The organism is Alkalihalobacillus sp. NPDC127517, from assembly GCF_050276055.1.
GTDB lineage: Bacteria > Bacillota > Bacilli > Bacillales > Bacillaceae_D > Alkalicoccobacillus.
In genome coordinates, this window is the sequence record NZ_JBNNQX010000005.1 from 122,709 (window position 1) to 148,738 (window position 26,030).

Genomic DNA, 26,030 nt, shown 5'->3' on the forward strand with positions numbered 1-26,030 from the left:
ACACTTACTTAGGCTTTAAGAATCAAAAGTATAGCTTAATTGCTGAACAGGCGAGTTACACACAACCCCCATATAATTGATTTCATAATCAGAACCTAACTGTAACCTTTCAAGTAGGTACTCATCATTATGGTTCTTCATGGGTCTAAACGCGTAACCTACAGTAGATGCATACAATGAGACTTGTTGCATCATTTCTCCGCAAGATAATAAATGTGATCTTAATCCATTGTTCAACATAGATTTTTCTTTAGAAAAACAAACAAATACGATGGAATACGAATCCATTTGAAAGAATCTGTGGTCATGTTTCATGACTTGATCGAATTGAATATCCTTTGCTTCTCCTGTTCCATCAGCCCAATAAACGGTAACTGTATCTTCTTCCTTCAATAGAAAACAGTACTCAAGGCCATTGCCACTAATAATTTTCTTCGACTGATCTAAAAATTGAAGAATGTACTCAATATGAAACCGTGAAAAGGATTCTCCAAAATTATTATTTCCAATGGTCGTATGTGCAGAGTTACGAATAAGTGTATGAATCGGTTTAAAAAACGAAACATTCTCTACCGAATAATGAGCGCGATCTATTGAAGAACATTCATTATACTTGTCTAGTATCCCCCTTAGATGTCTTGTACATCTAAGTTCATCGTGAGCTACAACTCTACGTAGATCAATTCCACGTTGAACATCAGGGATACTACTTATCTCTAAATCGATCTCCAATTGAAATGAGGGATATGTGTACCTGGAATCGAAGTTCAAATTCTCCTTCAAATAATTCCCATCGATACTCTTTGCTTGATAGAAATTCATTTTTCTACTACCGACGACATTCTTAACATTGTAAAGTAAATGCCCTGCATCGAGCATTGAGATATATAGCGAAAATTCACTGTATATTCTTGCTAAATTTAATACATCACTAATACCAACAATGTATACCTTATCTCTAGAATATCGATCTGCATCCAATTCTCGTTTGGAAATAAGTAACAATTCATCATCATACAAACTGTAATAATACGCTTGGCTATTCATAATAAAGATTAATGTACCCGAATGAAGGCTTCTTGCTGACGGAGAGTTATTATGATCGTTATAGTAACTGAGCACATCAAATCGCCTAATACGCAAACAATTATTTATGATTGCAGAGATAAAATCTGGGAACTTTTCATTCAACTCGATGTCACATTTGCTTTTTTTAATATATTGTTTTGAGAAAGGTAAAAGGATGGTCAGGTAATGATTGACCGTACTTGTATACCTATCCCCTGAATACTCTCTGTAATACTTTACTTCTTTATCTCTTGTCGCTTCATCATTAAGGGAATGGATGCGGTTCATTATTCATCACCTCAGTCTGACCATCCAAATCATTTAATTGGACAGCCTGTTTTATTCTGCTACGATTAATATTTTGATACAAGTATCCAAAGCTCACGTTCTGCATTGATGGAACTACGATCTTTACGCAATTTAATTCAAACCGTCTTAACGACTCACTTGTTAAGTTCGCTTGTAAGATTTGATCATGGTAATTGGATAGCTTTTTAATTAGTGCGTTAAATAATTGATCTTGAGAGGAGAAAAATTGCATCTTTTTTTTGTGATGTATCATTGATTGAACCGCATCAATTCTTCTATTTGTATTAACAGCAAATTGAAAAGCAAAAGCCATTTTCTTTGACGAGTAAAGAAACAGATGGTCTTCAAGCTGTTCTACCTTGGAATAATCATTAATATAATCATTTACTTCCTTATCCTGATACTTCTTCTCTTTGTACCCAATAAAGGCACGTATGGATGTGGATGCTTCAATTAAAGCCGATTCTAAAGCTTTCACTGGATCTATATTAGTTCCAGCTGTAGTGTAAAATGCGATCTTAGAATCATCATCCTCCCTCAATTCTAAGAGGACCCAATAGGTAGGGACTTCACTCTCTAAAGTAATATCAAAAATGTGGACTTCATATCCAAATGCATGTAGATAGGCAATCATCATGTTAATTTCTCTGCTATCTAATTGATCTACATGATCAAGTCTTAATGGAGATGATTTAGAGTACCAATGCACTAGAAAAGCGTCTCTTTCAATTAATTCAAATAACCCTCCTAGAGAAGCTTCTATTGTATTACTACCTAACGCAGTCCCATTCGAACTATCAGACAAATAGATTTGTTGCTGACTATCTTCATAAAATTCGTTCGAAGCAAAATAAATTATTTGTTCTGGCGCTAAAACATACTCTTGGTTAGTTAAAGAGTAGACGTTTCTCCAAAAAATTCGATTGTTTGTATCGTATTTTTTGTAATTAAACTTAGAATGAGCATAATGCCTCTCTTCAAAATGAATAAACTGGTTAAGAGTAACAAAATTCCACGCTTTTTCATTTAAGCTTTGTTCACTCTCAAGTACAACTGTTTTTGAAGCCGGAGTCAGTCCATGTAAGCGTTCAAGACCTTCAAGAATCGATGTAAAAAATGCTTTTCTGTATGTTTTGTTTCTTCCATGCGCATCGTAACTTCTTGGTCCTAAAGCTCCCCCCGCACTGATTAATGGCATACTGTCAGAAACGCTGCGAAAATGCTCTGGTAATAGACCAAAGTGCGGATGAAAAAAAGTATTTAATGAGGACTGTAAACGCTTAGCCGTTTCACTAAATGTTTTTGTACGATACCCATCCAATAATGGTAATTCTACAGGTGTCATCTCTACGGATTGGATAAAACGAATTGAATCATCTTGACCACAAATCTTACACTGGGGGTACTTAAACATTGTTAATTTCTCAACATGTTTGGTTAGTAAGTCATAGACGAAATATACCGCCCCCTTGCTTTTACGGACTTCTGCTTCTAGCTGTTCAATAACCGTATAATCAATTTTGTTGATTCCAAGGAAATCAGAAGAGTTTGTCTCCAAACTTAGTAATCCTTGGTCTATAACTCTATTCTTAATACATTGCAAGCAACCAAACATTTCTGATTCATAAACGACAACAATATATCGATCCATTTTCTGAGTTAAGATCTGATTAATAGGAGCTCACCTCAATTTTTCTAACGAGTAAATCTGAATCTCGTACATTGTCTTCAAATTTCCAACTTTCTTCTTCATACTTGAAATTTCTAGATTCTAACAACCTCAAGGATTCGTCAATAAAGTCTGTGGGCTGAACCTTAAAAAGGGTTCCTGTTGATTTAACATGACCTTTACGAATATCACAGAGTAGCTTTTCATCATCTTTAAGGACAGAAACGAATTGTTGACCCTGATTTTCTTTTAGTAACACAACATTCCATATCAATTCAGAAATTTTACTGTCTAGATCAATTGTTCTTTTACCATCTGTATATAACCTGTCAGAATCTACATCGTGTACATAGATCGTGAAGGAGTTTGACTCATTGAATTTTTTGCAATAAATATTCAAATGATGTTTCAAACTTCTCATATACTTTACTCCATCACTATTCTCAAATTCCGTTCCTGATAGGTGGTACAGTTCATACGACTCCTCTATTTTTTCTAACATAAATAAAGCCTTACGAAGATAGTACTCACTTGAATTCGTTACAATCCATCCTTCATTTTCTTCGTCACTCAAAAAATACTCTAATCCCTTTTGAATTGATTGATTAGCTGTTTCTACATAGTTTAATCCTGCATAAACAAACGTTTTTCCATTTCCCTTATTAGTTAGTGCATAAGTAGCTAGACCCATTTGATAAATTTCTTCATACGAGCAATCCAATCCTGAGATTCGTAAAGGGATCTTATTCAGATGGAGAAATTCTTCAAATTTACTAACCTTCTCTAAATCATTAACTCGTTTGTTCGCTTGATCGTGATGAAACACGATGTCTTGTGTAGACTGGAACCATTTATCTTTGTTAAGATTATATTCTGCAAAAGTCCCCTCTTCGTTAATACTAAAGAACGGCTCAGAGATCCCTAAAATGGTCTTAACCACATAGATCATTGTATATATTGGCCCAACCTTATATAACAGGCTTCTTTCACTTGGAACAGCATCAGCTTTTGTAGGTAACTCATCTAAAGGATCACCAGATACTGTTTTTTTTCCTATAAGCTTATCTTGGGACAAGGATAATACTATTGTTTGATTTTCCTTGTTCTCAGATGATGACATATCCAGTTTCCAAACATGATTTGCTTGCTCTACTTCTTCTTGTGTCATATTTTGTAGGTCATTTTCTCGAAACACCTTTTTCATTTTTGGAAAGATTTCATTTACTTTATCACTGATAGAAATTTCCGCTGCATCGAGTTTTTGACAAGCTTTATGAACGTTCTCTGATGGTGGCAAGTATTGCGTAACGAATTCAAACCATTTCTTTTTTTGATAATATTTTAGGCTTTTTGAATTTGAGTTAGAATACAAAAGGATAGAACCGATCTGGTGAAGTATTTTAAGTAACTTAATGATTCTTTCTTGTTCCACTGAGATCTCTTGACTAAGAGCTTCTATAGAACATTCTTCTTTTGTGACAACCATGATTTTTAAGAGAGTATCATATTCATCCTTGGTCATAGTTAAAGAGATCTTTTTAAAGTAATTTCTAATTAAAACCTCTTTCCCATCAAAATAAACCATCGTATTCTGGCGATTTAATACGAGCATCTCCATCAGTTGGCTCCCCTCTGATATATTTCAAAATTTATTTCTTTAGCCAGAGATTCAGCATTACTGTGAAACTCTTCAAACAATAACCGATTAAACATGTCCTCATTAAATTTACTAACTATCTTCCTTTCGAAGAACTTACAAGATAAAGGATCTGCAATGTTAAAGAATAGCGGCTTGTAGTTAAGATATTTTTTGTTTTGTAGTTTGATCTCCTTATCAATCACAACAAAAAAAGTGGGGCTTAGACCTATTTCTAGAAATAATGAATTTAATCTCTTATAGTAATCAAAGTCTTTTTCTTTTTTTTGTTTGACTAGCTGATCATTAAATACACTAAACCGAACTCTCTTTCGATTTAATATTGTATTTCCATACTGCAATCTAGGAATGACAGTAGATTTAACTAGTTCAGCAAAGTCATAATACATAGCTCCACACGTAAAGAATTGCAGTAATACCGAGATATAGCCTGGCATTGACGCCGGTGTTAATGAACCTCTGAAGCATATGTTGACTTCTTTCCCTTCATCATCGATTAATTCTAAACGATTTCCCACAGAAGGAATCCGAATGATAAAATCCTCTACCTTTGTAAGTTTTTCTTCTGATTTTATAGAGAATCTCCTAGTACCAACTCCTAAGGTATAACATTCTTGCTCTAAACGATGCTTTTTGATATTTCCGTTAAAGCCATAAGTGTCGGTTAACTCATAGTAATTACCTCTCTCATAATGATTCCTTAGGAATTGTTCATATTCAGGATCTAAGTCTAGAAATTTTTCATTGTAGTTCATAAACCTCGCCAGGTATTTTTCGTTTCCCTCGTAGAAAGCATTTAAAATTAAATGACCATTGTTAAATTGTGCGAAGACACTACTGCTGAATTCAGTAGCCTCCTTTAAATCCGAAGGTATTTCCTTAACGTAAGAGTCCATTAACGACATGATATCCACGAATTCCTCGTTATGATCAGAGCAAATTTTATTTAAATCCTCTATGAAACGTAATTTAAGGTCATCCAGGGCAATGACTTCTTCTGCTAAGAAAACATTCTTCCCATGAAAAAGCGGATCTTCCCAGTAATGAACCATATCTTTAGAAACTTCAAATAGCACAGAAAAGAATTCACTCTCTAGTTCTAACTTGTTTTTTTGTGTTCTGCTTTTTAAGCGAGCTCCTAGTTCACATCGTAGTCGAATACTTGGGTCGAATATCATTGTAAATAATTGAATTTCTTTGAGTTCTGGCATGAATTGATCAAGAATTCCTTTATCCATTTGATCCAAATTTGTAAAATACCCATCTTCATAAAAGACTTCAATTTGCTTGAACTCAAGTTCTGTTGCTTCTTTAATCTCGGTAAGGAGGGCTCTCAATTCATTAAAATTACTTTTCTTCTCATCAATACATTTGGCGCCAGAGACTTTTTTAGCTATTTCATACGTTTTATTAATGAAGCCTGATAACTCATCATATTTGTCTCTCTCAAGCATGGTTTGAGATTTGGTTAGTAGATCGTCTATGAACAGTTCACACTCTCTCTCATCAAATCCAATCGTAGGAATAAGCAATCCTACTTCTACAAATTTCCTCACCATGAAGATGGTATCTGACTCTTTCATGTTGTTACCTAGACATGCATGAAGTTCTTTGAACTGAATATAGTCATCCATATCCTTTTCTTTAAACAAGTCCGCAATATCACTTGGTAACTTTAATTTACCAAGACTCTCATCTTGTAAGAATATTTTCTTCCTATTAGGATCATCCTTTTTTGAGAGAAACTCAACATATTCACTTCCCTCACTGTTTTCCGAGATTGAAAATGGTGGAAGTGTGTATTTGGATTGCATCAAAAATCGGTCTGACGCTACAAAATAATGAAAAGCTAGCTTATATACAAACGTGTAATTAAGAGCAATGCCTTTTTTTATATGGGAAGCCGAGATTTTATCTTCTTTAGCCAACTGCACCCGACCCACATTTGTTACAGTACTAAATGGACTAGTTTTTAAACTGGCTCTACTTACGAAATTGTACAATGTGTCTTCAACTTTTCTTTGTTTGGCTCGATGCTCTTCAATTGGTGTAGTCATGTATGAATGCAGCTTTGAGTAAATTGATGGATTAACCATAAGTAATCCATTCAGCACATTCTCATTTTCATGTAGAATTTTTTTTAATCCTCTTCGCGACATAAGTAAATGAGCATCATAATTTGCTATTGCTTGTTCACTTGAGGCTTCAAGCTCGCTTACGAGTTGAACATACTCTGATAAAATTGGCTGTACTTCAGCTCTATTTTCCAAATCTGATTTAAGTATGCTCTTTCTGACTTTGTTAAACTTATCCTTCCTTACATCACGCAACAAATCAAGAATATCATTAGACCTATCTACCTCTAGTAGCTCATTTAACGCATCTATCAACAGAATCTTTAAGCTCTCTATTTCCTGTTCCTTTTTCAAAACTGTTTTTAAGGCACCAAGATCATATTCATTTAAAAAGTCTTCTTTTTCCACATTGTTTTCTCGCTTTAAAACAAAAGGATTCACATACATGTCTTCACCCCAGGTCGAGTATTTATTTTATGGTATATAGTAATTCTTCATCTAACGTTTCTTCGTAATATCGAACAACTGAATACGCATAAAACTGTTTTTTTGCCATGCTTTGCTCAAATAAGGGGAGTGACAAATAAAATAAATTTACAATGTCTCGAAAAACAAGCATCCTTTTAGACAATATAAATTCCTCAAGTTCTTTTTCATCCATTTTTAACAAATCACCATGAAATTCATTTGCTAAGGGTTTTAATTCCCTTTTCAATAATTCTAATTGGTCCTTTAATCCCAACCTTTCAGCGTCTTCATAGTTGCTAATATCAAAGATATTATTCATCTCATCCTTGATCACTAGCCATTTTTTCTGCCACTCTTTTAATGGATTTTCGACTTTTCCTTTTATCTCAGGTTTGTAATTCTTATATAATGCGTACCTTCTATTCTCAAATGTTTCTTTAATCTTACTTTCATACCCTCTCGCCTCAATATTTGAGAAGAAGCCTTGAGCATGGGATAGAAATGATAAACAGCCTCTAGAAGGACCTTCTTCAAACAGTGTGGCAATAAAGCGGAATTTATCTAGGAAAAGATGTGCCTTTTCAACTTCGCTAAGATTTCTAAATTCTTTGAGGATATTGAGGTAAATTGGGTTCAGATCATATCGATATCGTTTAAACATGTTGTAATGAAATGACGAATTATACAAACCCGTCTTGCTATCTCTAATTTTCACATCTCCGTGATCGTGCATAGTAATAGATTGACTCTGTTTACGAAACTCAAGTTGCATCAGTTTTTCTTGTTTTTTTAAATACAACTCCCTCTTTCTCTCAACCGTTTCTTCGCTTAAATTATGTTCCATTACATAGTTGTTTACACACTCTTTTACCTCATGAAATATCTTTTCTTCTAAATCCTTATGCTCAAAGTCGATAAAGATATTTGGTCCATGTTGCCAATCCGTATCAAAAAAATAGTGTCCTAGCATTTCAGAAAGACATGTTTCCTCACTAAGTTTCAGAATCAAAGGAATTTTACTATCATTATAATCGTAAATAGCAATCGCCATAGGCCAACACCTTTCTTAGTTTCTTTAGTCGTTTCACTTGTAAAAAATATAAGGAAAGTGATAAAATTTTGTCAAATTTCAAATAAATTGATAAAGAGAGCGGAGGATTAATATGATTGCAGTTAATTTTGTGATTGAAGATGAAAATAACGAATTTCATTCAACAAACTTTAATGCTTATTCTCTAAAAGATCATGAAAATTGTTTTCTTGATCATTATGACTTTGACAACAACTCACCAAAGAATTTTGTTGAATACCTCGAATTTCATGATGTATCAGATTATGTCTTTATTTGTTCAGGTCAGAGAATCAAACGATTAGTTCATTTTTTAAACGAATATTTCGACATACGATTTCACTTATTTGATGTTGATTTAAATCCAGAGATTGGATCGGAGACAATATTAAATTCCTTTTCTTTAGAGAGAAATCGAATGATTGACAACCCTAAAAAGATGATAGAATCAAATATACGGAAGGAGATCCACCTTCTGATAACTGGACATTACCCCCTTTCTTTGAAAAGTAATCTATTAAAACACATTTTTATTGAAAAAAGTAAATTTTTACTTGATTTAGATCCTTCAATTCTATTGAACAGTTCTATGAACATAATTATTTTCTCCAATGAAGACTTCCAACACATTCCAGACATTTTCTTTTGCATTTGTAAGTCGTATCAGCTTGATCAAAATGCTTTACGCGAATTAAATCTCGTAAACCAGTCAAACGAAGAAGTAAGAGCAAACATCGTTCAATTTGAATCCACAGGTTTAATAAATAATCCTCAATCTATTAATGGCTTTGTTGATTATGCAACAGTTCTTGGAATAGATCGCTTAAACCGTTTGTTCTTCTACTCAGAGGGTGTATTTGCTGATTTAATGAGAGCGAAAGAGTTATCCGAAAATAGAAAGTGCGATTATTTAAATCTTGTAAACTTTTTTAGTTTCTACAAGGAAGAACCGATTACGCCATCAATGAATATTTTTCCAACACTTTTAAATATCTCATCTCAACTAAAAAATTCTAGGAAAGTCTATGCGGTCACTCCTCATAACACATTAAGTAATAAGTATTTTCTTTCACACTTTAAAAATTTTCATTTAATTGGATTGATAGAGGATGGCGAATGTTCTATTTATAATATCGCTCTCAATAAGAAGTATAAAATTAATAAATCGTTCATTCTTTTTCTCGAATTTTATTTAAAAGATGATATTGATTCAAATAGATTAAAAGAGATTTTCCCAAGTAAGTATGATGAATTAAAAGATATGTTTTATGATTCAATCTCAACAATTTAAAATGGAGGTACGTCATGACTTATCCTTATATCGTTCCCATTGAGTTTGATCATCAAAAAGATCTTATCCTAACTAACATCGTGTCTGCGAAGAACGAATATCTGTACGATTCCTTTGGAAAACGCCACCTAGATTTAAGAACAGGTTTGTGGAATATAAGTCTAGGTTATCAAGAAGACTATCTGAATTTAATTCAACAATCATTCGAACACTCTGTAAAAAAGGGGATGTTTTATTTAGACCTTCGCTGTTTATCAACGGACATTTATTCAGAATACGCCCTGAACCTTCTAGAATTTGCAAACGAGGAGAGTGCGCATTTTAGTAAAGTTTTCTTTACCAACAGTGGATCAGAGGGTACAGAAATCGCATTAAAGGTTACCCACAAACTAACATCTCGAAAGGAAATACTAGCTTTTCAAGATGGTTATCATGGAACCTACTTTGGCGGCATGTCTGTAAGTGGAGTAGACGTAGAATTGAGTAGAAGTTATTTAAATGTTCAAGATTATGTTACCTTTTTTGAGATACCTACTACTGATGAAGCAAAATCAAAACTCACACACCATATCATGACTAACGGGGAAAACATAGGTGCATTTATCTTCGAGCCTGTTTTAGGGTCGGGTGGAACACAAACACTTGATATAAACTACCTAAATCACTTGCTTGATTTATGTAAGCAAAAACAAATTATTACTATATTTGATGAGGTTGCAACGGGTTTTTACAAAACAGGTACACGCTTTTTCTATAATCATCTAAATATCAAACCTGATATTCTGATCTTAGGAAAAACGATAAATAATGGAATTTTACCGTTTGGAACAGTAATTATTGGGGAAAGAGTAAATCAGCTACTTAAAAAGTCACTAATTGAGCATTTTTCAACTCAGAATGGAAACATCCTCGCAATTCAAACTGCTAATGTAACGCTTAATTATTTGCTTCAACATGAATCGTCCATTATTAACAATATCCAGTATATTGATAATGTGATAAGAACAACACTAGAAGAGTATAACGTGCCTTTTAATGGAACTGGAGTTATGTATTCAATTCCGATAGATAGTAGCATCACGACAGAACTCGTTTACAATCACCTTGAAAAGCTAGGCGTTCTAGTTTCACAATATGCTTTTACTGAATGGGGTCATCATCGCTCTGGTATATCAATCTTTCCTCCCTACTTTCTAGACTTTAAAAAGTTTAAACAAGCTCTACAACTTATTGCTAAGACAATTAATTCTTATCCAAATTTGAGAAGGTGAATCGTCTTGCTAAATATTATGGTTATCGGATCAGAAGGCATGTTGGGACAAGCATTTCAAAAAGACTGTTCTATTGGATACCGCCTTCTCTGTATAGACAAAGAGATCAATGAGCCAGAATTAAATCAACATCTTTGGAAATTCTCTTGTGATATCACATCTTCAACAGATTTAGATACTACCTACAAATTAATAAAGAACAAAGGTATCTCAATTGATGGACTCGTGTACCTTGCAGGAATAAATCCTATGAAAAACTTTTTTAATTCCACCACAGAATCCTGGAATAAGACATTTGATCTAAATATAACTGGATTTATGAATTGTCTAAAAAGGTTTTATGATTTATTCTCTGATCAAGTTTCAATTGTTTGTGTGGCCTCTCAAAACGGAATCGTTGGGCACGAAAATCGGATATGTTACGGACCATCAAAGGCAGCCATTATCCAACTAGTTAGAAATTTATCAGTCGATTTCTCGACCTATTCAGACAAAGACATTAAGGTTAACTGCGTTTCTCCAGGATACGTGTTAACTGAAAAAAATAAAGACTATTTTGATACCTTCTCAGGTAAAAAGCTCTTGAATCGAAATCCATATAAAAGACTAGTTAAGACAAATGATGTAATAAACGCCATTAATTTTTTATTATCTGACCAGAGTATAGCTATTCGTGGTCAAAATTTAGTGGTGGATTATGGATACACGATGATTTAATCAGATTATTTTATAAGGGAGGTGAGAAAAAATGTCAATTGAAAATAATCAAAAGGAGAGGATATCAGTGTCAAATGTAAACGAAGAAGAAAAGTTAAAAGCAACAGAAAACAAATCTGAGAATAAAGAGCAGAGTTCAGAGGAAGATTTAAATGAACTATTTGCAGATGTAGAAGACCTTGAATTCATTGAAATTAATGAAGCAACCGCACTTCCTGAAACAGCTGCTACCAGTGGCTCATCCTTTGGTAGCAACTGCTCAACATGCGGGTCAAGTTCTACCTGCTCCACATAATTTAGGTTAGAAAAGGCTATTGGAAACCCAATAGCCTTTTCTTCTGTCATTATAACATCAGCACTATTTATGTAAAGAGACATCCAGCACAAACTGGATGTCTCTTTTAATCACAACGGTAATGGCGCCACCGCTGAGATGAGTTGTTTTTCAATTAATTCCTGCCAAAATGCTTCTGGGATATTCTCTTGCAAAGCATTCAGATCTTCCTCAATACGATCTGGTCTAGTTGATCCCGGTATGACTGCCGCAACAGCTGGGTGTGCTAATGAAAATTGGAGGGCTGCTGCTTTTAGCCTGACTCCGTGAGATTCTGCTACTTCTGTTAGCTTGTTAATTTTCGATTGAACGTCCTGTGGGATATCGCCGTAATTATAGTTATCTCCACCAAGCAAAGCTCCCGAGCTATACGGTGCACCTACAACGATGCTCGCGTTAGATTGTTCGACTTCAGGCATCATTCTGCGCAAGGTGTCTTCATGATCAAGAAGTGTGTATTGAGTTGCTTGTAAGCTAATGGTTGGATGCACTTCTTCAAGCTGTAGTGCAAGCTCAATTGGGATCGTAGTGTTTACGCCAAGGCCCCATCCTTTAATCACATCTTGTTCTTTTAAGTCATCTAGAACACGGAAGGCTCCCGTTCTAGCTTCTTCAAATTTAGCAATCCATTCATCTCCGTGATAATCAGGCGATAAATCGTGTACAAACACAAAATCAATTCGATTGGTTTGCAGTCTTTGCAGGCTTTGATCAATGGAGGCATGAGTGGCCTCTGCGGAATAATCTGTGGTCACCTTATTGGTTCGACCATTTGCAAAAAGTCCTTCCTTTTCTTCCGTTTCATCTTCAATCACGCGACCAACCTTCGTACTTAACACAAAATCATCTCGATTTCGTTTAGAGAGAAAATTTCCTAAGCGAAGCTCCGCTAAACCCGCACCGTAAAAGGGAGCTGTGTCGTAGTAACGAATTCCTGCATCCCACGCTGCCTCAATCGTTGCTTGGGCTTCTTCCTCAGGTACTTCACGAAACATATTTCCAAGTGGCGCTGTGCCAAGTCCTATTTTATGAGTAAGTAGTTCATTTTTTTGATTCATCTGTCAGTCTCCTCCTCAATCATTCATAATCGTCTTTTACCGTTCATCTAAAGGTTTAAACCTCCAAGGAGTAGGATATTTTTCCCTTAGGAAGAATAGGAATGGGATAGACCCTCTAATCTCTTCCAAGATTATCAATCTTTGAAATCATTGATTGTCTACTACACTCTCATATACAATAGATTATTAGGAACTTTTTATAACCCATAACCCTCGACCTAGGTGTGATAAAAAATGAAAAAACCATTGATACTTTTTATAAGCTTGCTAATTGCGATTGGTATAGGCTTTTATATTCATCAGTCCACTCAAACAAAGCCGTCCTTCCAAGAAGTGACGATTGTAGATAATGAAGAAACCACGGAACCGGAGTCAATAGAGGAGCCGGACGGGGAGTCAGAAGATAACGTGGAAGAGGAAGCTACAGAGGAAGAAGAACCTCAAGCCTCTCCGTTCTCTGATTTTATTGTAAAAGCTGCACAAAACACGATTCAATTCTTCTCAAATAGGGAAACAAAGATTACAGCAATTGGCGATTCGTTAACACAAGGAGTCGGCGCTGTTAACGAGGAAGGTGGATATGTTGGCATTCTCGACCGATCCATCAATCAATCAGAACAGCTTGTCACAGTCAATAACTTTGGAAAAAGAGGGAACCGTTCGGGACAAATGCTTGAGCGCTTAAGCCTTCCAGAAGTGGAAGAGTCTATTCAGCAATCCGACATCGTCATCGTGACCATCGGAGCCAATGACATAATGAAAGTATTACGAGAAAATGTGACTGATTTGAAATTGGAACCTTTTGATATTGAACGAGAACAATACGCCGAACGATTAAACGAAATTACAGACACCATATTTGAGTTAAATCCCAATGCAGATATCTATCTACTTGGTATTTATAATCCATATTTACAGTACTTTGGAGATGTAGAGGAGCTTGGCGAAATTCTGACTGATTGGAATAATGAAACAGAAGAATTCGCTGAAGAAGATGATCAGATTTTCTTTGTTCCAACCGAGGATATATTCGAAGACACGGATACAGATTTACTTGCTGATGATCGTTTTCACCCAAACGATGCCGGCTATAAACTTATGGCACAACGTGTGCTTGATTATTTAAGTGAAGACGAAGGATGAGTCGATGAAAACAAAAGAACCTAAAAACCCAACAAATTGGAAAAGATGGTTTGTTGGGCTCCTAATCCTAAATATTGCAGTGATCGCAACCATACTTACCTTTATCTTCTGGCCGATCTCAAGTGTCAATTATTCTTACGACGACAGCAATGACCCGGGACGAAGCTCTGAATTCATTGTGCAAACGACCAAGCAAAATATTAACGATCTTTCTAACGCATACATTGATCAATTCTTAGAAGGAACAAATCATAACTACCGTTTGGAAATAGATGAGGACATTCACTTAATTGGTGAGCTACCTGTTTTTTCAACAACTCTTCCATTATCTGTCCGCTTTGAACCAGACGTACAAGATAACGGCGATCTCATTCTGAGACAAGAATCTATTTCCTTAGGATTACTCGAACTTCCAAACCAGAAGATTATGGAGTACCTAGACCGTTACCTCCCAATGCCCCCATGGGTCACTGTTAATCCAGAAAACGAGGAAATCTACGTAGCGGTTACCGATATGGATATCCGTAGTAACTTCCAAGTCGAGGTCGAGCGAATTAATCTAGAAGAAGACGACCTCGCTTTTAAAATTATTGTACCGTACCGGACACTCGGTATTGAACCGGCAGAGCCGATTGAGTAGAAGCAGATTGCGTGGCGCGCTCCCCTAGTTTTGAGCTGGGGAGCGGGCTTTTTTTGATTTTGGGGGCGCAGGGAGTGGTTTGTGGATTCATCTGTTTTTGAGCAGCGAGGGTTTTTTTGCGCATTTTCTCTGTTTTTGAGCAGTGGGGACGACTTTTTGTGCATTTCTTCTGTTTTTGAGCAGTGAGGTCTTTTTTTGCGCATTTCTCCTGTTTTTGAGCAGTGAGGTCTTTTTTTTGCGCATTTCTTCTGTTTTTGAGCAGTGAGGTCTTTTTTTGCGCATTTCTACTATTTTTGAGCAGTAAGGCTTTTTTTTTGCGCATTTCTTCTGTTTTTGAGCAGTGAGTCCTTTTTTTGCGCATTTCTTCTGTTTTTGAGCAGTGAGTCCTTTTTTTGCGCATTTCCATTATTTCCGAGCAGTAAAGCCTACATCTTGCCTTTGTTCGTACGCACTTCACTCGCGCAATCTACTAATCCAATTCCTGATACAACCCGATCCTGTTCCCAAATGGATCTTCAAATGTACACCAGGCTGCTGGAACCCCCTCGCGCGTCTGTATACTTTCAATCAAAACGTCCAACTCTCGCATTAACCGCTCTCGTTCTCCATAGATGTCTTGCACCCCTCAACTCGCGCACCCCACCTTCATTCCCGCGCACTTTCCTCGCATCTAAAAAAACAGCGCCTCCTAAAGGCACTGCTCTCTTTCTTATTTTCCTTTATCCTTTAATCCTGGTGGGGTCACAGGTGGTCCTGGCGGTGTAACTGGTCGATTAGGTGGCGAAGGGTTTTTAGAGATTCTGGTTGGTGGCAGTGCTCCAACGTAGCTGCCTCCTTCACCTGCTCTGATAAGAGAACTCGTGTCAGAGAGTCTCGTAAAATCTCCCCAAATAAGGTTTCCATTTTTATCTCTTTCATATAACTCTGGAACCGTTAAACTTTTGAAATGCGACTCATCAATGACGACACCTTCTGAGTTCACGGTTTTCTCGCCGTCAAAGAAGAAGTTTGTTTTGTCTACGTTCCCTGAGACAAAGTCAGCTCGTGCATGTTCTGGATCTGTAAAGATAGACAGGTTGTTCGTGAAAATGCCCTGTTCCTCTGGCTCAAAATATGGATTAATCCGGAAAATATAGTTGTACCGTTTGTTATCAATAGAGGTATTGTTTTTCATCATAATCGTTCCTGGGTTAAAGTTATCCGTGAAGCCATCCATATTGTTATCGAATGCTAGATTATTCTTCACAATATGAGCAACAGGCAGACCTTCTCCACCTACTTTAAACCCACTTCCTGAGGTCCCCTCTTCATTGTAGCCGTTGCTGAGCTTCCCATTAGAATAGGCTATGTTCCCATCCATTGTAATTGGCTTATTTGCTCCCTCATTTGTACGGTTATATAAATCCCAGCCATCATCAATGTTATTGTGTGCAATATTACCTTGGAAGACGTTTCCTTCTCCTACTCCAAGTTTTGCAGCAAACCCATCCGCATTAATATCAGAAGCATCTCGATTGTCATGAGCAACACTGTTCAGAATATAGTTGTGCTGTGGCCATTTCTCCGGATCCGTCCCACTACCAGAAATCTGGAATCCTGTACTTTGATTAAAGCTAAATGTCATTAATTCAATTAGATTGTGGCTTCCATTTACCCTCATACCATTCCCAGTAGATTTTGTTAGTTCAAATCCTGCAATATGCCAATAATCAGCATTTAAGCTAATCAGATTACCAGCTCTGTTCTCCCCATCAAACACCACTGTCTCGCCTTTATACGGCACAAGCGACTTTAACTTGCCTTCCTTTCCACTGTACTGTTTTGCGATGCTAATCGCTTTTTTGTATGTTCCTTCACGCATGAAGATCGATTCGCCAGGCTTCACATATTTGATCGCTGTTTCTAGATCAAGTGGATCATTCTTTTTTCCGCTCGCATCCTTTGATCCATCTGGCGAAACAAACAGCCCTTGTCCGCCTTTAAATACTCGTTTAGTGACGTTAATCTCCTGCGTGATGGTTTGTTCCGTTAGAGCATCGACTGGGGTAAAGTCTAATTTGAAATGCGTCTTCTCACTTTGAAGTTTAGTTTCAAATGAATAGGCTTTGTCTGCTGAAACGGCCGCATCTGTCACAACCACTTCTCCATCTTTCCAAATGGTTACATTCCCGTCGTAGTTCGCCATTGATCTTAACTCATACGTATCTGAACCAGATTCTTGAGGGGATACCACATGAAAGGCTACATCAGGTTCATTGGCTGGTATCTCAGGTGAAGGCACTGTATTAGCTTCGCTTAAAGTTAGCTCTGCATTACTTACAGTCAAAGCAGCATTACGAGATGCATAGAAGCCAAGCTGCATGTTCGCCTCATCCATTTGCTGAACGAGATCCGCCCCTGCTATTTTTTGCTCAAAAGAAGGCGATCCATCTACATGAGTGAACGTAGCTGTCATGACAAAATCTGTGTCCGTTCGCTCGAGCTTTAACCGTACCGGAGTATCCATCGGAAGATTCGGCACACCTTGAATGACATTATTTATCCACGTGCTACCCGGGTTCCCCCAGGGTTCTACCACTCCTTTTCGTGCAAGTGCACTAATCCCTCCACGCATGAGGCCGACTGCCGCAAGATTTGAAGCAGCTGGAACTTCCTCATATCCATCAACCATAGGATCTTGACGGGCACTGCCATTGACATCTCGAACCATGATTCCTCCGCCCTCTTGTCCACTCGCACCTGCCCCTGTCTCAGGTCCTAATTGGTGAAATGTAAGGTCAGCCTCTAATATAAAGTTCGTGTCTCGCGCATCTAAGGTTGTATAATAAAAAGTAAGTCCATCATGGCCAGGAGCTAACTTCCCTCCACGACTCTCCATAAATATGTCTCCCTCAATTGTCCCAGGGTTCTCCGGATCGGCATAGTTTATGCCTACCTTATCTGGTAAGGTGTTTGCTGCGAAATTAAGGTCTGTTGATTGTCCAAATGTGACATTCTCCCATACTAAATCCTCTGGATCAACTACCGCAGCATTCCCTTCTCTTACACCTACATGACTAAACATCAAGACAAAGACTAGAAATGACAAAACGACCCCAGGCACACCTTTCATCACATCAACTCCCAGTATGTTTATATGTATTACACCTTAAATTGTAAGCGCTTTCTCAATGATGGTCAATTCGATTTGCATTTTAGTCTTAAATAAGGCTAAAGTCCGTCTAGATCTACCATCATTAAGATCTGTAAATATTGGGATAACTCTCCATCTATAGATACAGATAATAGGTGATGATAGAGTAAACGTAAATCATAGATTACTTAGGAGGAGTTAAATGAAAGTCTTACGTTTTTCACTCATTGCAATACTTGTAGTCGCCCTTTCATGGGGGATGCCACTCGCTACTCAGGCGCAAGATGAAGTAGAAGCTACTTCAATTGATTTTACGAAACCTGTTGTTTTGGTTCATGGGATAGGTGGGGCTGGTTATAACTTTGCAAGTATTGAACGTCACTTAAGAGGTGTAGGTTATGCCTCAGCAGATTTACACGCCATTAATTTCGCCGATCGTTCAGGAAACAACCTTCGAAACTCTAGACAGTTACAAGAATTTATTACGGATGTATTAAGGAACTACGACGCAAATGAGGTCAACATTATTGCCCATAGTATGGGAGGTTCAAATACATTACGTTATCTGACTCAACTAGGTGGCGTGGACCAGGTTGATAAAGTCATCACATTGGGAGGAGCAAACCGATTGGGAGCTAGCTCTGTACCAGCAGGAGTAGACTTCACATCCATTTATAGCAGCTCTGATCTAATCGTTTCAAACAGTCTTTCTCGCATTACAGGAGCCAATAACATTCACGTAACTGGAGTCAGTCATATTGGTTTATTATCAAACAGTAGAGTTCAGAACTTGATTGTAGAGGCTTTGGAAAACTAGAATAATAGGAAAAAGCAAGGGGCATGTCGCCACCTTGCTTTTCTTTATACACGAATGAAAAGCTTCTGCTGCTGTTTCTCATAGCTTCCCTTCATGACGCCAATTGCTTTGAGTTCGTAGTCATTTTCAGTCGTTAGTCGGACACTTTCTACAAGAAATCAAGGGCTCCTTTTTTATTCTATTATTCTTCAAAAAACGGAAAACTCGTCCCCTCTTCAAGTGACAACACAAAGGCCTTAACCAAATCCTTTGTTGCTTGTAAGTCTCCCATATCAATAACTTCAACTGGAGAATGTGCATAACGAGAAGGAATGGATAGAACCCCCGTCGGTATACCATGATTGGCCAGGCTCATCGCTCCACCATCTGTACCGATTCCGGGGAACACTTCTTTTTGATGTGAAATATTCTGCTCTTCAGCCAAATGAACAAGTCGATCGCGTACAGCAGGGTGAGAAATGAGACTAAAATCAAGCACTTTGATTCCAGTTCCTCCACCTAGCGCAAGGGATTGGTCCATTGTTTCCTCCGGCGTATCACTTACTGCAGTTGTGTCGATTGCTATCGCTACATCTGCCTCTACTTGACGAGCTGCAACCTGTGCACCGCGCAAGCCGACCTCTTCTTGAACTGTAAATATCGTTGTAATTGAACCTGAAAACGTAGTATCTACAAGCTCTTCTAGCATTGTAATGATCACAGCGCAGCCCGCGCGATCATCAAACGCTTTACCTACAAAGCGACCTGTCGACTCATCACCCAGGTACTCCATATTCGGTTTCCACGTAATGGGTGTCCCAATCTCGACGCCTAATTGAATCGCATGATCCTTACTTTTTGCTCCAATATCTATGTATAGATTTCGATGATTCCGCACCTTGCTAGCATCATCAAACTTCGCATAATGCGCAGAAATACTCCCAATGACTCCCGTGAGCATCCCCTTCTTTGTGCCCAGCTGAACCTTTTGTGTTAACAACAGCCGATCATCATTCCCACCAAGCTTCTCGAAGCGAATTAATCCATTATCCTCAATCTTCTTCGCAATAAACCCAACCTCGTCCAAATGCGCAGTCACAATCAGATGCGGACCCGGCTTATCCCCTTTTTTTGTCGCAAATACATTCCCTAACGCGTCCACTCGAACATCATCCGCAAGAGATGTCACACGCTCTTTAATCCATTTACTAACCGGCTGTTCATTTCCACATGGTCCATGCAACCCCGTTAATTCTTCAAGTAGTTTCTTCATGATGCATCCTCCTCTAACATAGCTTAGAATTAGTATACCGTTTTAGTTAGGAATACGAAATAACGTAGTCTGAAAATAGTAGGTGTGCACGTTACAGGTGGCGTCGTTTTTATTGGTTCTGTAATCTCTCTTTCTGTTCAACTAATACACCGAAGTCAGTCACACTCTTTCTTAGCGTCGCTTCTGAATTTGGCTCATAGTAAACCGTAGAAAACTCATCGTGCAAGTTTTGGATCTCGTCGAACAGTCTTTCATACCGTTCTCTATCTAATTCTGATATCGCTCCGTTTTTATAGAAATTTGAGTTTAGCATCTCATGTATCGCTGATAGTTCTGTTGCAATAGGGCTTAAAACCTCTGCGTTCGTAAGTGTATTGATAATGGTTGAAGAAAAACTCAATTGTTTAAGATTCTCATGAATTATACGTAATTTTTGCTCTTCATCTTCTAAATGTCTTACTTCATTTATCTCAGTCGTAGCCATAAACAATTGGAACAAGCTATGGCCTAAAACGATACTCTCTTTGTCTGATCGTTTTTCGTTCTGCTCACCAACAGCATGTCCAACGGCAAAAAAGAGAGTTGCTATGAATAGAATTAAGATGGTTATGAACACATATCTCTGTATATGCGTCTTGTTCAAATTATTTGTTGTCTCCTTCTTGATTAGCTAAGTATTGATTTATTTGGATGGTATGATGCGCATCATGTTTAACAAATATCTTCAAAAAGCTCTCTGCAGTAAACGCTCTTTTCTTTCCACCAATCGTAAATCGATCTTCTGGATTAACACTTGATATTATCTGAATCAATTCTTTTCTATTCTCTAAAAAGAGATCCATAATCTCAAAAACAGAGTTACCCTTTAGTCCTTTTAAAACATTAAGATTCTGAACATCATGGTTTGGAAATGCCGGCAAATCAGCGCCATGATTCATGTTTGGTACCATATATAATAGATTGTGTTTATCCCATCCGTATAAGTGTCCAATGATTTCTCTTATGGACCAGCCGCCATCCTTGATAGGAGTGGTTAATACCTTCTCTTCTAAATCTTTATACGATTTACATCGCTCAATTAATTCCTCATATTGTTTAATCGTTTTTTTCATATGGTGTTACCTCCTTTTGGCGCCTTTTATCATCTATTCTCCTAATTTTTTTTAATTCCTCTAGAAGTATCCAATATTGTGGAGATTGATTTCCATCGAAAAAAAACCACCTAACCTTGGTGGTTTTTCAATATTTTTTAGTTGAATATATCTAATTGTGCGCATTCTTGCCTTCACTCGCGCACCTCATCACCTCAAATAGTCAGCACTCCAACAGCCATCGGCGGCAGACGTAGCTCAATCTGAGATCCATTCACGGTAAAGTCTTTATAAGGCAGTGGTTTTACCTGCTCTGGGTCTTCAAATGTATTATGAGCATTCGTTTCTCCAGCACTTAGAATCCTTCCTGTGATTTGATCTAATTTATCTTCATACCCTCGCACATCAAGTTGCACAGTGGTCGGGTTCTGGTGATCCACATGGCAGAAGCTGATGTGGATGCGTCCATCTTTTGTTGAGGCTTGGACGCTGACAGCCGGGATGTTCTCGCCGTTCCATTCGTATGGGTCACTTGCGACATCGACGTCTAGTTTGGTCGCGTCCTGATGCACTTTAAACATTTCGAACACGTGATAGGTTGGGGTGAGAATCATTTTATCCCCTTCTGTTAGGATCATTGCTTGGAGTACGTTCACGGTTTGTGCGATGTTCGCCATTTGCACTCGCTCGTTGTGCTTTTGGAAAATATGAAAATGTAGTCCGGCGACTAGTGCGTCACGAATGGTGTTCTGTTGGTACAAAAATCCTGGGTTTGTTCCTGGTTCTACGTCAAACCACGTGCCCCACTCGTCTACGATCATTCCGACGCGTTTGTCTGGATCGTATTTATCCATAATGAGCGAGTGTTTGGTGATTAACTCGTCCATATGCAACGCTTTTTTCATCGTGATGTACCATTCACTCTCTCGTGAATCTAGGGCCGAGCCTTTACCTTTAAAGAAGTCTCCTGGAATGGTGTAGTAGTGTAGGCTCAATCCGTCCATCAGCCACCCAGCTTCACGCATTAAGACCTCTGTCCAGTTGTAATCATCTACATTCGCTCCACCGGCAATTTTGTAGATTTTATTGTCTCCGTAGTTACGGACATAGGTCTGAAATTGTCTGTACAGATCTGCATAAAATTCAGGGCGCATGTTCCCGCCGCAGCCCCAGTTCTCGTTACCTACTCCAAAGTAAGTGAGCGGCCATGCCTTTTCCCGGCCGTTTTCTTTTCTCCAGTTTGCCATCGGGGATTCACCGTCAAAGGTCATATACTCTACCCATTCAGACATTTCCTGAACAGTGCCACTTCCAACATTTCCACAAATGTAAGGCTCCGTTTCTAGCATTTCACATAGCATCATAAATTCATGGGTACCAAAATGGTTGTTCTCGACAACACCACCCCAATGAGTGTTCACCATTCTCTTACGGTTTTCGCGAGGGCCTACACCATCCTTCCAATGGTATTCATCGGCAAAGCACCCACCCGGCCAACGTAGGATAGGGATGTTTAACTTTTTTAATGCAGCTACCACATCATTCCTGATTCCATTTGTATGGTCCATATCCGAGTCCTCGCCTACCCAAAACCCCTCATAAATGCAACGGCCTAGGTGTTCCGCAAAATGTCCGTATATGTTTTTATTTATTGTTCCTTTATGAATATCACTATTAATAATTGCTTTCTGACTCATCATCTTCCCTCATCTCTTTTATTTCTGTGCATCAGGTACAGGCCTGCCGAACTCTGGAAATCCGTCATCATTCCAAGTGAATGTCTGTGCTCTTGTGTGACGATTTGGATCATATAATGGATCGCCAGTAATCTCTTTATAATTACGAGCATGATAGATTAGCACATCTTCAGCTCCATCCTCTGAAACGGTAAAGCTATTATGACCGGGACCAAATTGGCTATGTGCGATATCAGTTGTGAAAACAGGTTCCGGCAGCTTATGCCAGGAATTTGCATCAAGCAAATCACTGTGTTCATCCGCGTACATCAATCCCATGCAGTAATGGTGATTGGTTGCACTTGCGGAGTAAGCGAGAAAGACTTTCCCGTTTCGTTTAATGATCGCTGGGCCTTCATTTACCAAGAATCCAATCCGCTCCCAGTCATATTCAGGGGTTGCAATCATTACCTGTTCTCCTTTGATGGTCCACGGGTTTTCAAGCTCAGCGATATAAAGGTTTGAGTTCCCCTCAATGTCTGGATCCTTTTGAGGCCAGACGAGATAGGATGTTCCGTTGTGACTAAAGTAAGTCGCATCAAGCGCAAAAGACTCCCACTTTGTTTTGATTTGTCCCTTCTCGCTCCATTCACCCTCCAATGGATTTGGAGACTCATTTTCTAGAACAAACATCCGATGATCAAATAAGCCATCTTTGGTTTCAGTTGTTCTAGCTGCCGCAAAATAGATGTACCATTTCCCGTTTATTGGATGTATTTCTGGAGCCCAGATATTTGCACTTAATGGTCCAGACTCATACTTTCTCCAAACCACTTTCGGTTCTGCATCACTTAGTCCATTAATCGTTTTGGAGCGTCTTACTTCAATACGATCATATTCGGGAACCGACGCAGTCATGTAGTAATAGCCATCATCATGTTTGTATACCCAAGGGTCGGCTCGTTGCTCTACTACTGGGTTTTTATACGTTGTATTTGTTGTCATATGTTTCACTCCTATGCTTGGTTTAGTGTGCCATCTCCTGCTCGGTAAGCTTGATGGCTTTGTTTTTAGCCAGATACGTTACAAATGCGATTAATACAAGCAAAAATCCAATAATGTCCATAGATGCTAGTAAGATTGCTCCCCAGACTCCCATCCAAATCACCGCACCTTTTTGAATGGTATGATCCTTGATTTTAACAGCTACTACAAAGGTAATCATTGCACCTATTAATACGAAGATACCGTACAACATGATCACCTGCAGAACATTGTTCACCATTTGAGAGCCCGCAATCGCAGTACTGAGTTCCTGACTCTCAAGTCGGGCGGCTCCCTCACGATCAAACCAGTTGTAATAGCTGAAGATCGTTAGTAATGCCGTACATGCATTCCAAATTGCTGCAACGATGAGTAACTTTCGCTCAATACCTCGTTTGATCGTCATCATCTATCAATCACCCTTTTATCCTTTGATTCCTGCGTTTAACTTAATTGCCTGGACAAAGTACTTTTGTGCAAATAAGAATAGGAGAAGTGTCGGAATAATGGCGAGTATAGCTGATCCCATTAATTGACCAATCATTCGATAGTTTCCGTACACATCTTGAAGGAGCAATAGACCTGCTGTTACCGGCATTTTCTGTACATCTGTATAAACGATAACCGGCCAAAGAAAATCATTCCATGAACCCACAAATGAAAATAATCCGCATACTATGAGTACTGGCTTAATTAATGGAAGAATGATACGGAAAAAGATGACGAAATCACTTGCACCATCAACACGTGCGGATTCGTCTAATTCCTTAGGGATTCCTTTCATGAACTGCCTCACTAAGAAGATATTCCCCATTCCTGCTAAACCAGGAACAATCATGGCCCAAGGCGTATTAACCCAGCCCAACGTATCAATAATTTTGTAGGAAGGGATGAGGTTTACGACATTAGGAAAAAACGAAATGGCTAGTAACGTGAAAAAGAGAACATCTCTTCCTTTAAATTTCATACGCGTATAACCATATCCTGTTATTGAAATAACGACTATGACAAGTAATGTATGTGTAGTAGAGATAAAGATAGAGTTCCAAATCCATTGGAGGATTGGAGCACTTGATGTATTCTCTAATATGGCCACATAGTTATCGACAATCCAGTTAACGGGTAGAAGTCGAAACCCTTCATTTACTACTTCTGTTTGTGAACGAAATGAGGTGGTGATTCCAAATAAAACAGGTACTAACCAAATGGCACTAACTAGAATTAAAAATGTATAGGCTAAATACATAGATGGACTAAAACGCTTACTTTTATTGAGTTTAATTGGTTTTGATTGAGTGACCGTTGGCTTTGCCATGTTGACCCTCCTTTACAGTTTGACTTCTACACCGCATTACGGTTCATCAGATAATATTGAATGGCAGAGATCACAAGAATAACAAGTCCAAGCATAACGGCCATTGCCGAAGCCACACCTGCAATGGATTGACCATGACTAAATGCCAGATCACGAATGTACATCATGAGAACCGTCGTACTTTGCTGTGGTCCACCACTTGTCATCATTAAAGGCTGAGCAAACACATTAAAGGAACCAGCAGTTGTCATGACTAAGGTGAAAATTAATGGAAAGCGAATGGATGGTAATGTGACATTAAGAAATTTTCGGAACGATCCAGCACCGTCAATTTCAGCAGATTCATACAAGTCAGGTGAAACCCCGTTGATTGAAGCACGATAAATAATCATGTTCCCACCGATTCCTGCCCATATCGTAATGGCGATAATCGTAATCCAAGCGTATGGTTGAGTTGCTGACCAGACCACATCTGACCCAAAGAGATTATTTGCTACACCAAGTTGCTTATTAAAGATTAGTGACCAAATAAGAGATGCAGCTGAAATGGAAATCAGACCTGGAATATAAAGCAATGTTTGAAACATATTCTTAAACTTTACGTCCTTCTGCTCTAAAGCAACTGCTATTAATAGTGGAATGATGATCATTAATGGAACAGTAATTAACACAAAAATGAATGTGTTTTTCATTCCATTGTAAAACTGCTGATAGAATGTTGAATCTGAGTTAAACAAAATCGTTCGATAGTTGTCTAAACCCACCCACACTGGGTCACTTATCATATTCCACTTGGTAAACGATGCATAAATTCCGAAGATCGTTGGTAAGAGAATGAACACTAAAAACAGAACAATATGCGGACCAACAAAAAGAATAGGACTCAGGTTCGCTTTTTTCATCTGATTTATACACTCCTTTCATAGGAAAAGC

At 38.1% G+C, this 26,030-nt stretch carries 23 protein-coding genes; 7 read left to right on the plus strand and 16 right to left on the minus strand.

The window, feature by feature from the left end:
• Positions 1 to 15: 15 nt before the first annotated feature.
• From ACQKKO_RS08045 to ACQKKO_RS08065, 5 genes are all read right to left on the minus strand, one after another.
• The gene (locus tag ACQKKO_RS08045; protein ID WP_498646016.1) at positions 16 to 1,356 is read right to left on the minus strand and encodes a hypothetical protein; all 1,341 of its coding nucleotides are present in this window, start codon (positions 1,354 to 1,356) and stop codon (positions 16 to 18) included.
• Positions 1,334 to 2,935, minus strand: a complete 1,602-nt coding sequence (locus tag ACQKKO_RS08050; protein WP_498646017.1) for a YcaO-like family protein — start codon at positions 2,933 to 2,935, stop codon at positions 1,334 to 1,336. Before ACQKKO_RS08050 ends, ACQKKO_RS08045 begins: the two co-directional genes overlap by 23 nt.
• 112 nt (positions 2,936 to 3,047) lie before the next feature.
• Positions 3,048 to 4,664: a hypothetical protein gene (locus ACQKKO_RS08055; protein WP_498646019.1), complete on the minus strand. Its 1,617-nt coding sequence runs from the start codon at positions 4,662 to 4,664 to the stop codon at positions 3,048 to 3,050.
• Positions 4,664 to 7,186, minus strand: a complete 2,523-nt coding sequence (locus ACQKKO_RS08060; RefSeq protein ID WP_498646021.1) for a hypothetical protein — start codon at positions 7,184 to 7,186, stop codon at positions 4,664 to 4,666. The genes ACQKKO_RS08055 and ACQKKO_RS08060 overlap by 1 nt, the downstream gene beginning before the upstream one ends.
• A gap of 61 nt (positions 7,187 to 7,247) precedes the next feature.
• Complete coding sequence (locus ACQKKO_RS08065) at positions 7,248 to 8,297, minus strand: hypothetical protein (protein WP_498646022.1); 1,050 nt, start codon at positions 8,295 to 8,297, stop codon at positions 7,248 to 7,250.
• 112 nt (positions 8,298 to 8,409) lie between these two features.
• Between ACQKKO_RS08065 and ACQKKO_RS08070 the strand changes: the two genes are divergently transcribed.
• The 4 genes from ACQKKO_RS08070 (at position 8,410) to ACQKKO_RS08085 (ending at position 11,889) form a co-directional block, all read left to right on the plus strand.
• Entirely contained in the window at positions 8,410 to 9,606 is a 1,197-nt protein-coding gene (locus ACQKKO_RS08070) for a hypothetical protein (protein WP_498646024.1), read from the plus strand.
• Positions 9,607 to 9,620: 14 nt separating this feature from the next.
• Complete coding sequence (locus tag ACQKKO_RS08075; RefSeq protein WP_498646026.1) at positions 9,621 to 10,877, plus strand: aminotransferase class III-fold pyridoxal phosphate-dependent enzyme; 1,257 nt, start codon at positions 9,621 to 9,623, stop codon at positions 10,875 to 10,877.
• Positions 10,878 to 10,883: 6 nt separating this feature from the next.
• A complete protein-coding gene (locus ACQKKO_RS08080; protein ID WP_498646029.1) occupies positions 10,884 to 11,594 on the plus strand; it encodes an SDR family oxidoreductase in 711 nt (236 codons plus the stop codon).
• 67 nt (positions 11,595 to 11,661) lie between these two features.
• Positions 11,662 to 11,889 (plus strand): thiazolylpeptide-type bacteriocin, encoded by a 228-nt coding sequence (locus ACQKKO_RS08085; RefSeq protein ID WP_498646031.1) that lies wholly within the window; start codon positions 11,662 to 11,664, stop codon positions 11,887 to 11,889.
• 110 nt (positions 11,890 to 11,999) lie between these two features.
• Here ACQKKO_RS08085 and ACQKKO_RS08090 read toward each other — a convergent pair whose 3' ends face one another.
• Positions 12,000 to 12,986 (minus strand): aldo/keto reductase, encoded by a 987-nt coding sequence (locus ACQKKO_RS08090; RefSeq protein WP_498646033.1) that lies wholly within the window; start codon positions 12,984 to 12,986, stop codon positions 12,000 to 12,002.
• A 234-nt stretch (positions 12,987 to 13,220) separates the two neighbouring features.
• On the opposite strand from ACQKKO_RS08090, the gene ACQKKO_RS08095 reads away from it, so the two are divergent.
• Together ACQKKO_RS08095 and ACQKKO_RS08100 are read left to right on the plus strand one after the other, a co-directional pair.
• Positions 13,221 to 14,129 carry a GDSL-type esterase/lipase family protein gene (locus tag ACQKKO_RS08095; RefSeq protein ID WP_498646036.1) on the plus strand — a complete coding sequence of 303 codons (909 nt, stop codon included), beginning with the start codon at positions 13,221 to 13,223 and terminating at the stop codon, positions 14,127 to 14,129.
• Between the two features lie 4 nt (positions 14,130 to 14,133).
• A complete protein-coding gene (locus tag ACQKKO_RS08100; protein ID WP_498646038.1) occupies positions 14,134 to 14,769 on the plus strand; it encodes a YpmS family protein in 636 nt (211 codons plus the stop codon).
• Here the strand turns inward: ACQKKO_RS08100 and ACQKKO_RS08105 are convergent.
• Both ACQKKO_RS08105 and ACQKKO_RS08110 read right to left on the minus strand, forming a co-directional pair.
• Positions 14,717 to 15,169, minus strand: coding sequence for a hypothetical protein (locus tag ACQKKO_RS08105; protein ID WP_498646041.1), 453 nt, complete (start codon positions 15,167 to 15,169; stop codon positions 14,717 to 14,719). The two genes, ACQKKO_RS08100 and ACQKKO_RS08105, sit on opposite strands and share 53 nt — an antisense overlap.
• Before the next feature lie 309 nt (positions 15,170 to 15,478).
• Positions 15,479 to 17,881 carry a right-handed parallel beta-helix repeat-containing protein gene (locus tag ACQKKO_RS08110; protein WP_498646042.1) on the minus strand — a complete coding sequence of 801 codons (2,403 nt, stop codon included), beginning with the start codon at positions 17,879 to 17,881 and terminating at the stop codon, positions 15,479 to 15,481.
• Positions 17,882 to 18,104: 223 nt separating this feature from the next.
• On the opposite strand from ACQKKO_RS08110, the gene ACQKKO_RS08115 reads away from it, so the two are divergent.
• Complete coding sequence (locus ACQKKO_RS08115; protein WP_498646044.1) at positions 18,105 to 18,719, plus strand: esterase/lipase family protein; 615 nt, start codon at positions 18,105 to 18,107, stop codon at positions 18,717 to 18,719.
• 181 nt (positions 18,720 to 18,900) lie between these two features.
• On the opposite strand, the gene ACQKKO_RS08120 is transcribed toward ACQKKO_RS08115, so the two are convergent.
• From ACQKKO_RS08120 to ACQKKO_RS08155, 8 genes are all read right to left on the minus strand, one after another.
• The gene (locus ACQKKO_RS08120; protein ID WP_498646046.1) at positions 18,901 to 19,971 is read right to left on the minus strand and encodes a M42 family metallopeptidase; all 1,071 of its coding nucleotides are present in this window, start codon (positions 19,969 to 19,971) and stop codon (positions 18,901 to 18,903) included.
• A 109-nt stretch (positions 19,972 to 20,080) separates the two neighbouring features.
• Positions 20,081 to 20,614, minus strand: coding sequence for a hypothetical protein (locus ACQKKO_RS08125; RefSeq protein ID WP_498646047.1), 534 nt, complete (start codon positions 20,612 to 20,614; stop codon positions 20,081 to 20,083).
• 1 nt (position 20,615) lies between these two features.
• Complete coding sequence (locus ACQKKO_RS08130) at positions 20,616 to 21,083, minus strand: DinB family protein (protein ID WP_498646050.1); 468 nt, start codon at positions 21,081 to 21,083, stop codon at positions 20,616 to 20,618.
• Between the two features lie 194 nt (positions 21,084 to 21,277).
• On the minus strand, positions 21,278 to 22,759 hold the full coding sequence (locus tag ACQKKO_RS08135; protein WP_498646054.1) for an alpha-N-arabinofuranosidase: 1,482 nt from the start codon (positions 22,757 to 22,759) through the stop codon (positions 21,278 to 21,280).
• A gap of 18 nt (positions 22,760 to 22,777) precedes the next feature.
• Entirely contained in the window at positions 22,778 to 23,743 is a 966-nt protein-coding gene (locus ACQKKO_RS08140; RefSeq protein ID WP_498646056.1) for a glycoside hydrolase family 43 protein, read from the minus strand.
• Between the two features lie 22 nt (positions 23,744 to 23,765).
• Entirely contained in the window at positions 23,766 to 24,191 is a 426-nt protein-coding gene (locus ACQKKO_RS08145) for a hypothetical protein (RefSeq protein ID WP_498646058.1), read from the minus strand.
• 15 nt (positions 24,192 to 24,206) lie between these two features.
• Positions 24,207 to 25,028: a carbohydrate ABC transporter permease gene (locus tag ACQKKO_RS08150; protein ID WP_343132055.1), complete on the minus strand. Its 822-nt coding sequence runs from the start codon at positions 25,026 to 25,028 to the stop codon at positions 24,207 to 24,209.
• A gap of 95 nt (positions 25,029 to 25,123) precedes the next feature.
• Positions 25,124 to 25,999, minus strand: coding sequence for a carbohydrate ABC transporter permease (locus ACQKKO_RS08155; RefSeq protein ID WP_498646060.1), 876 nt, complete (start codon positions 25,997 to 25,999; stop codon positions 25,124 to 25,126).
• Between the last annotated feature and the right edge of the window lie 31 nt (positions 26,000 to 26,030).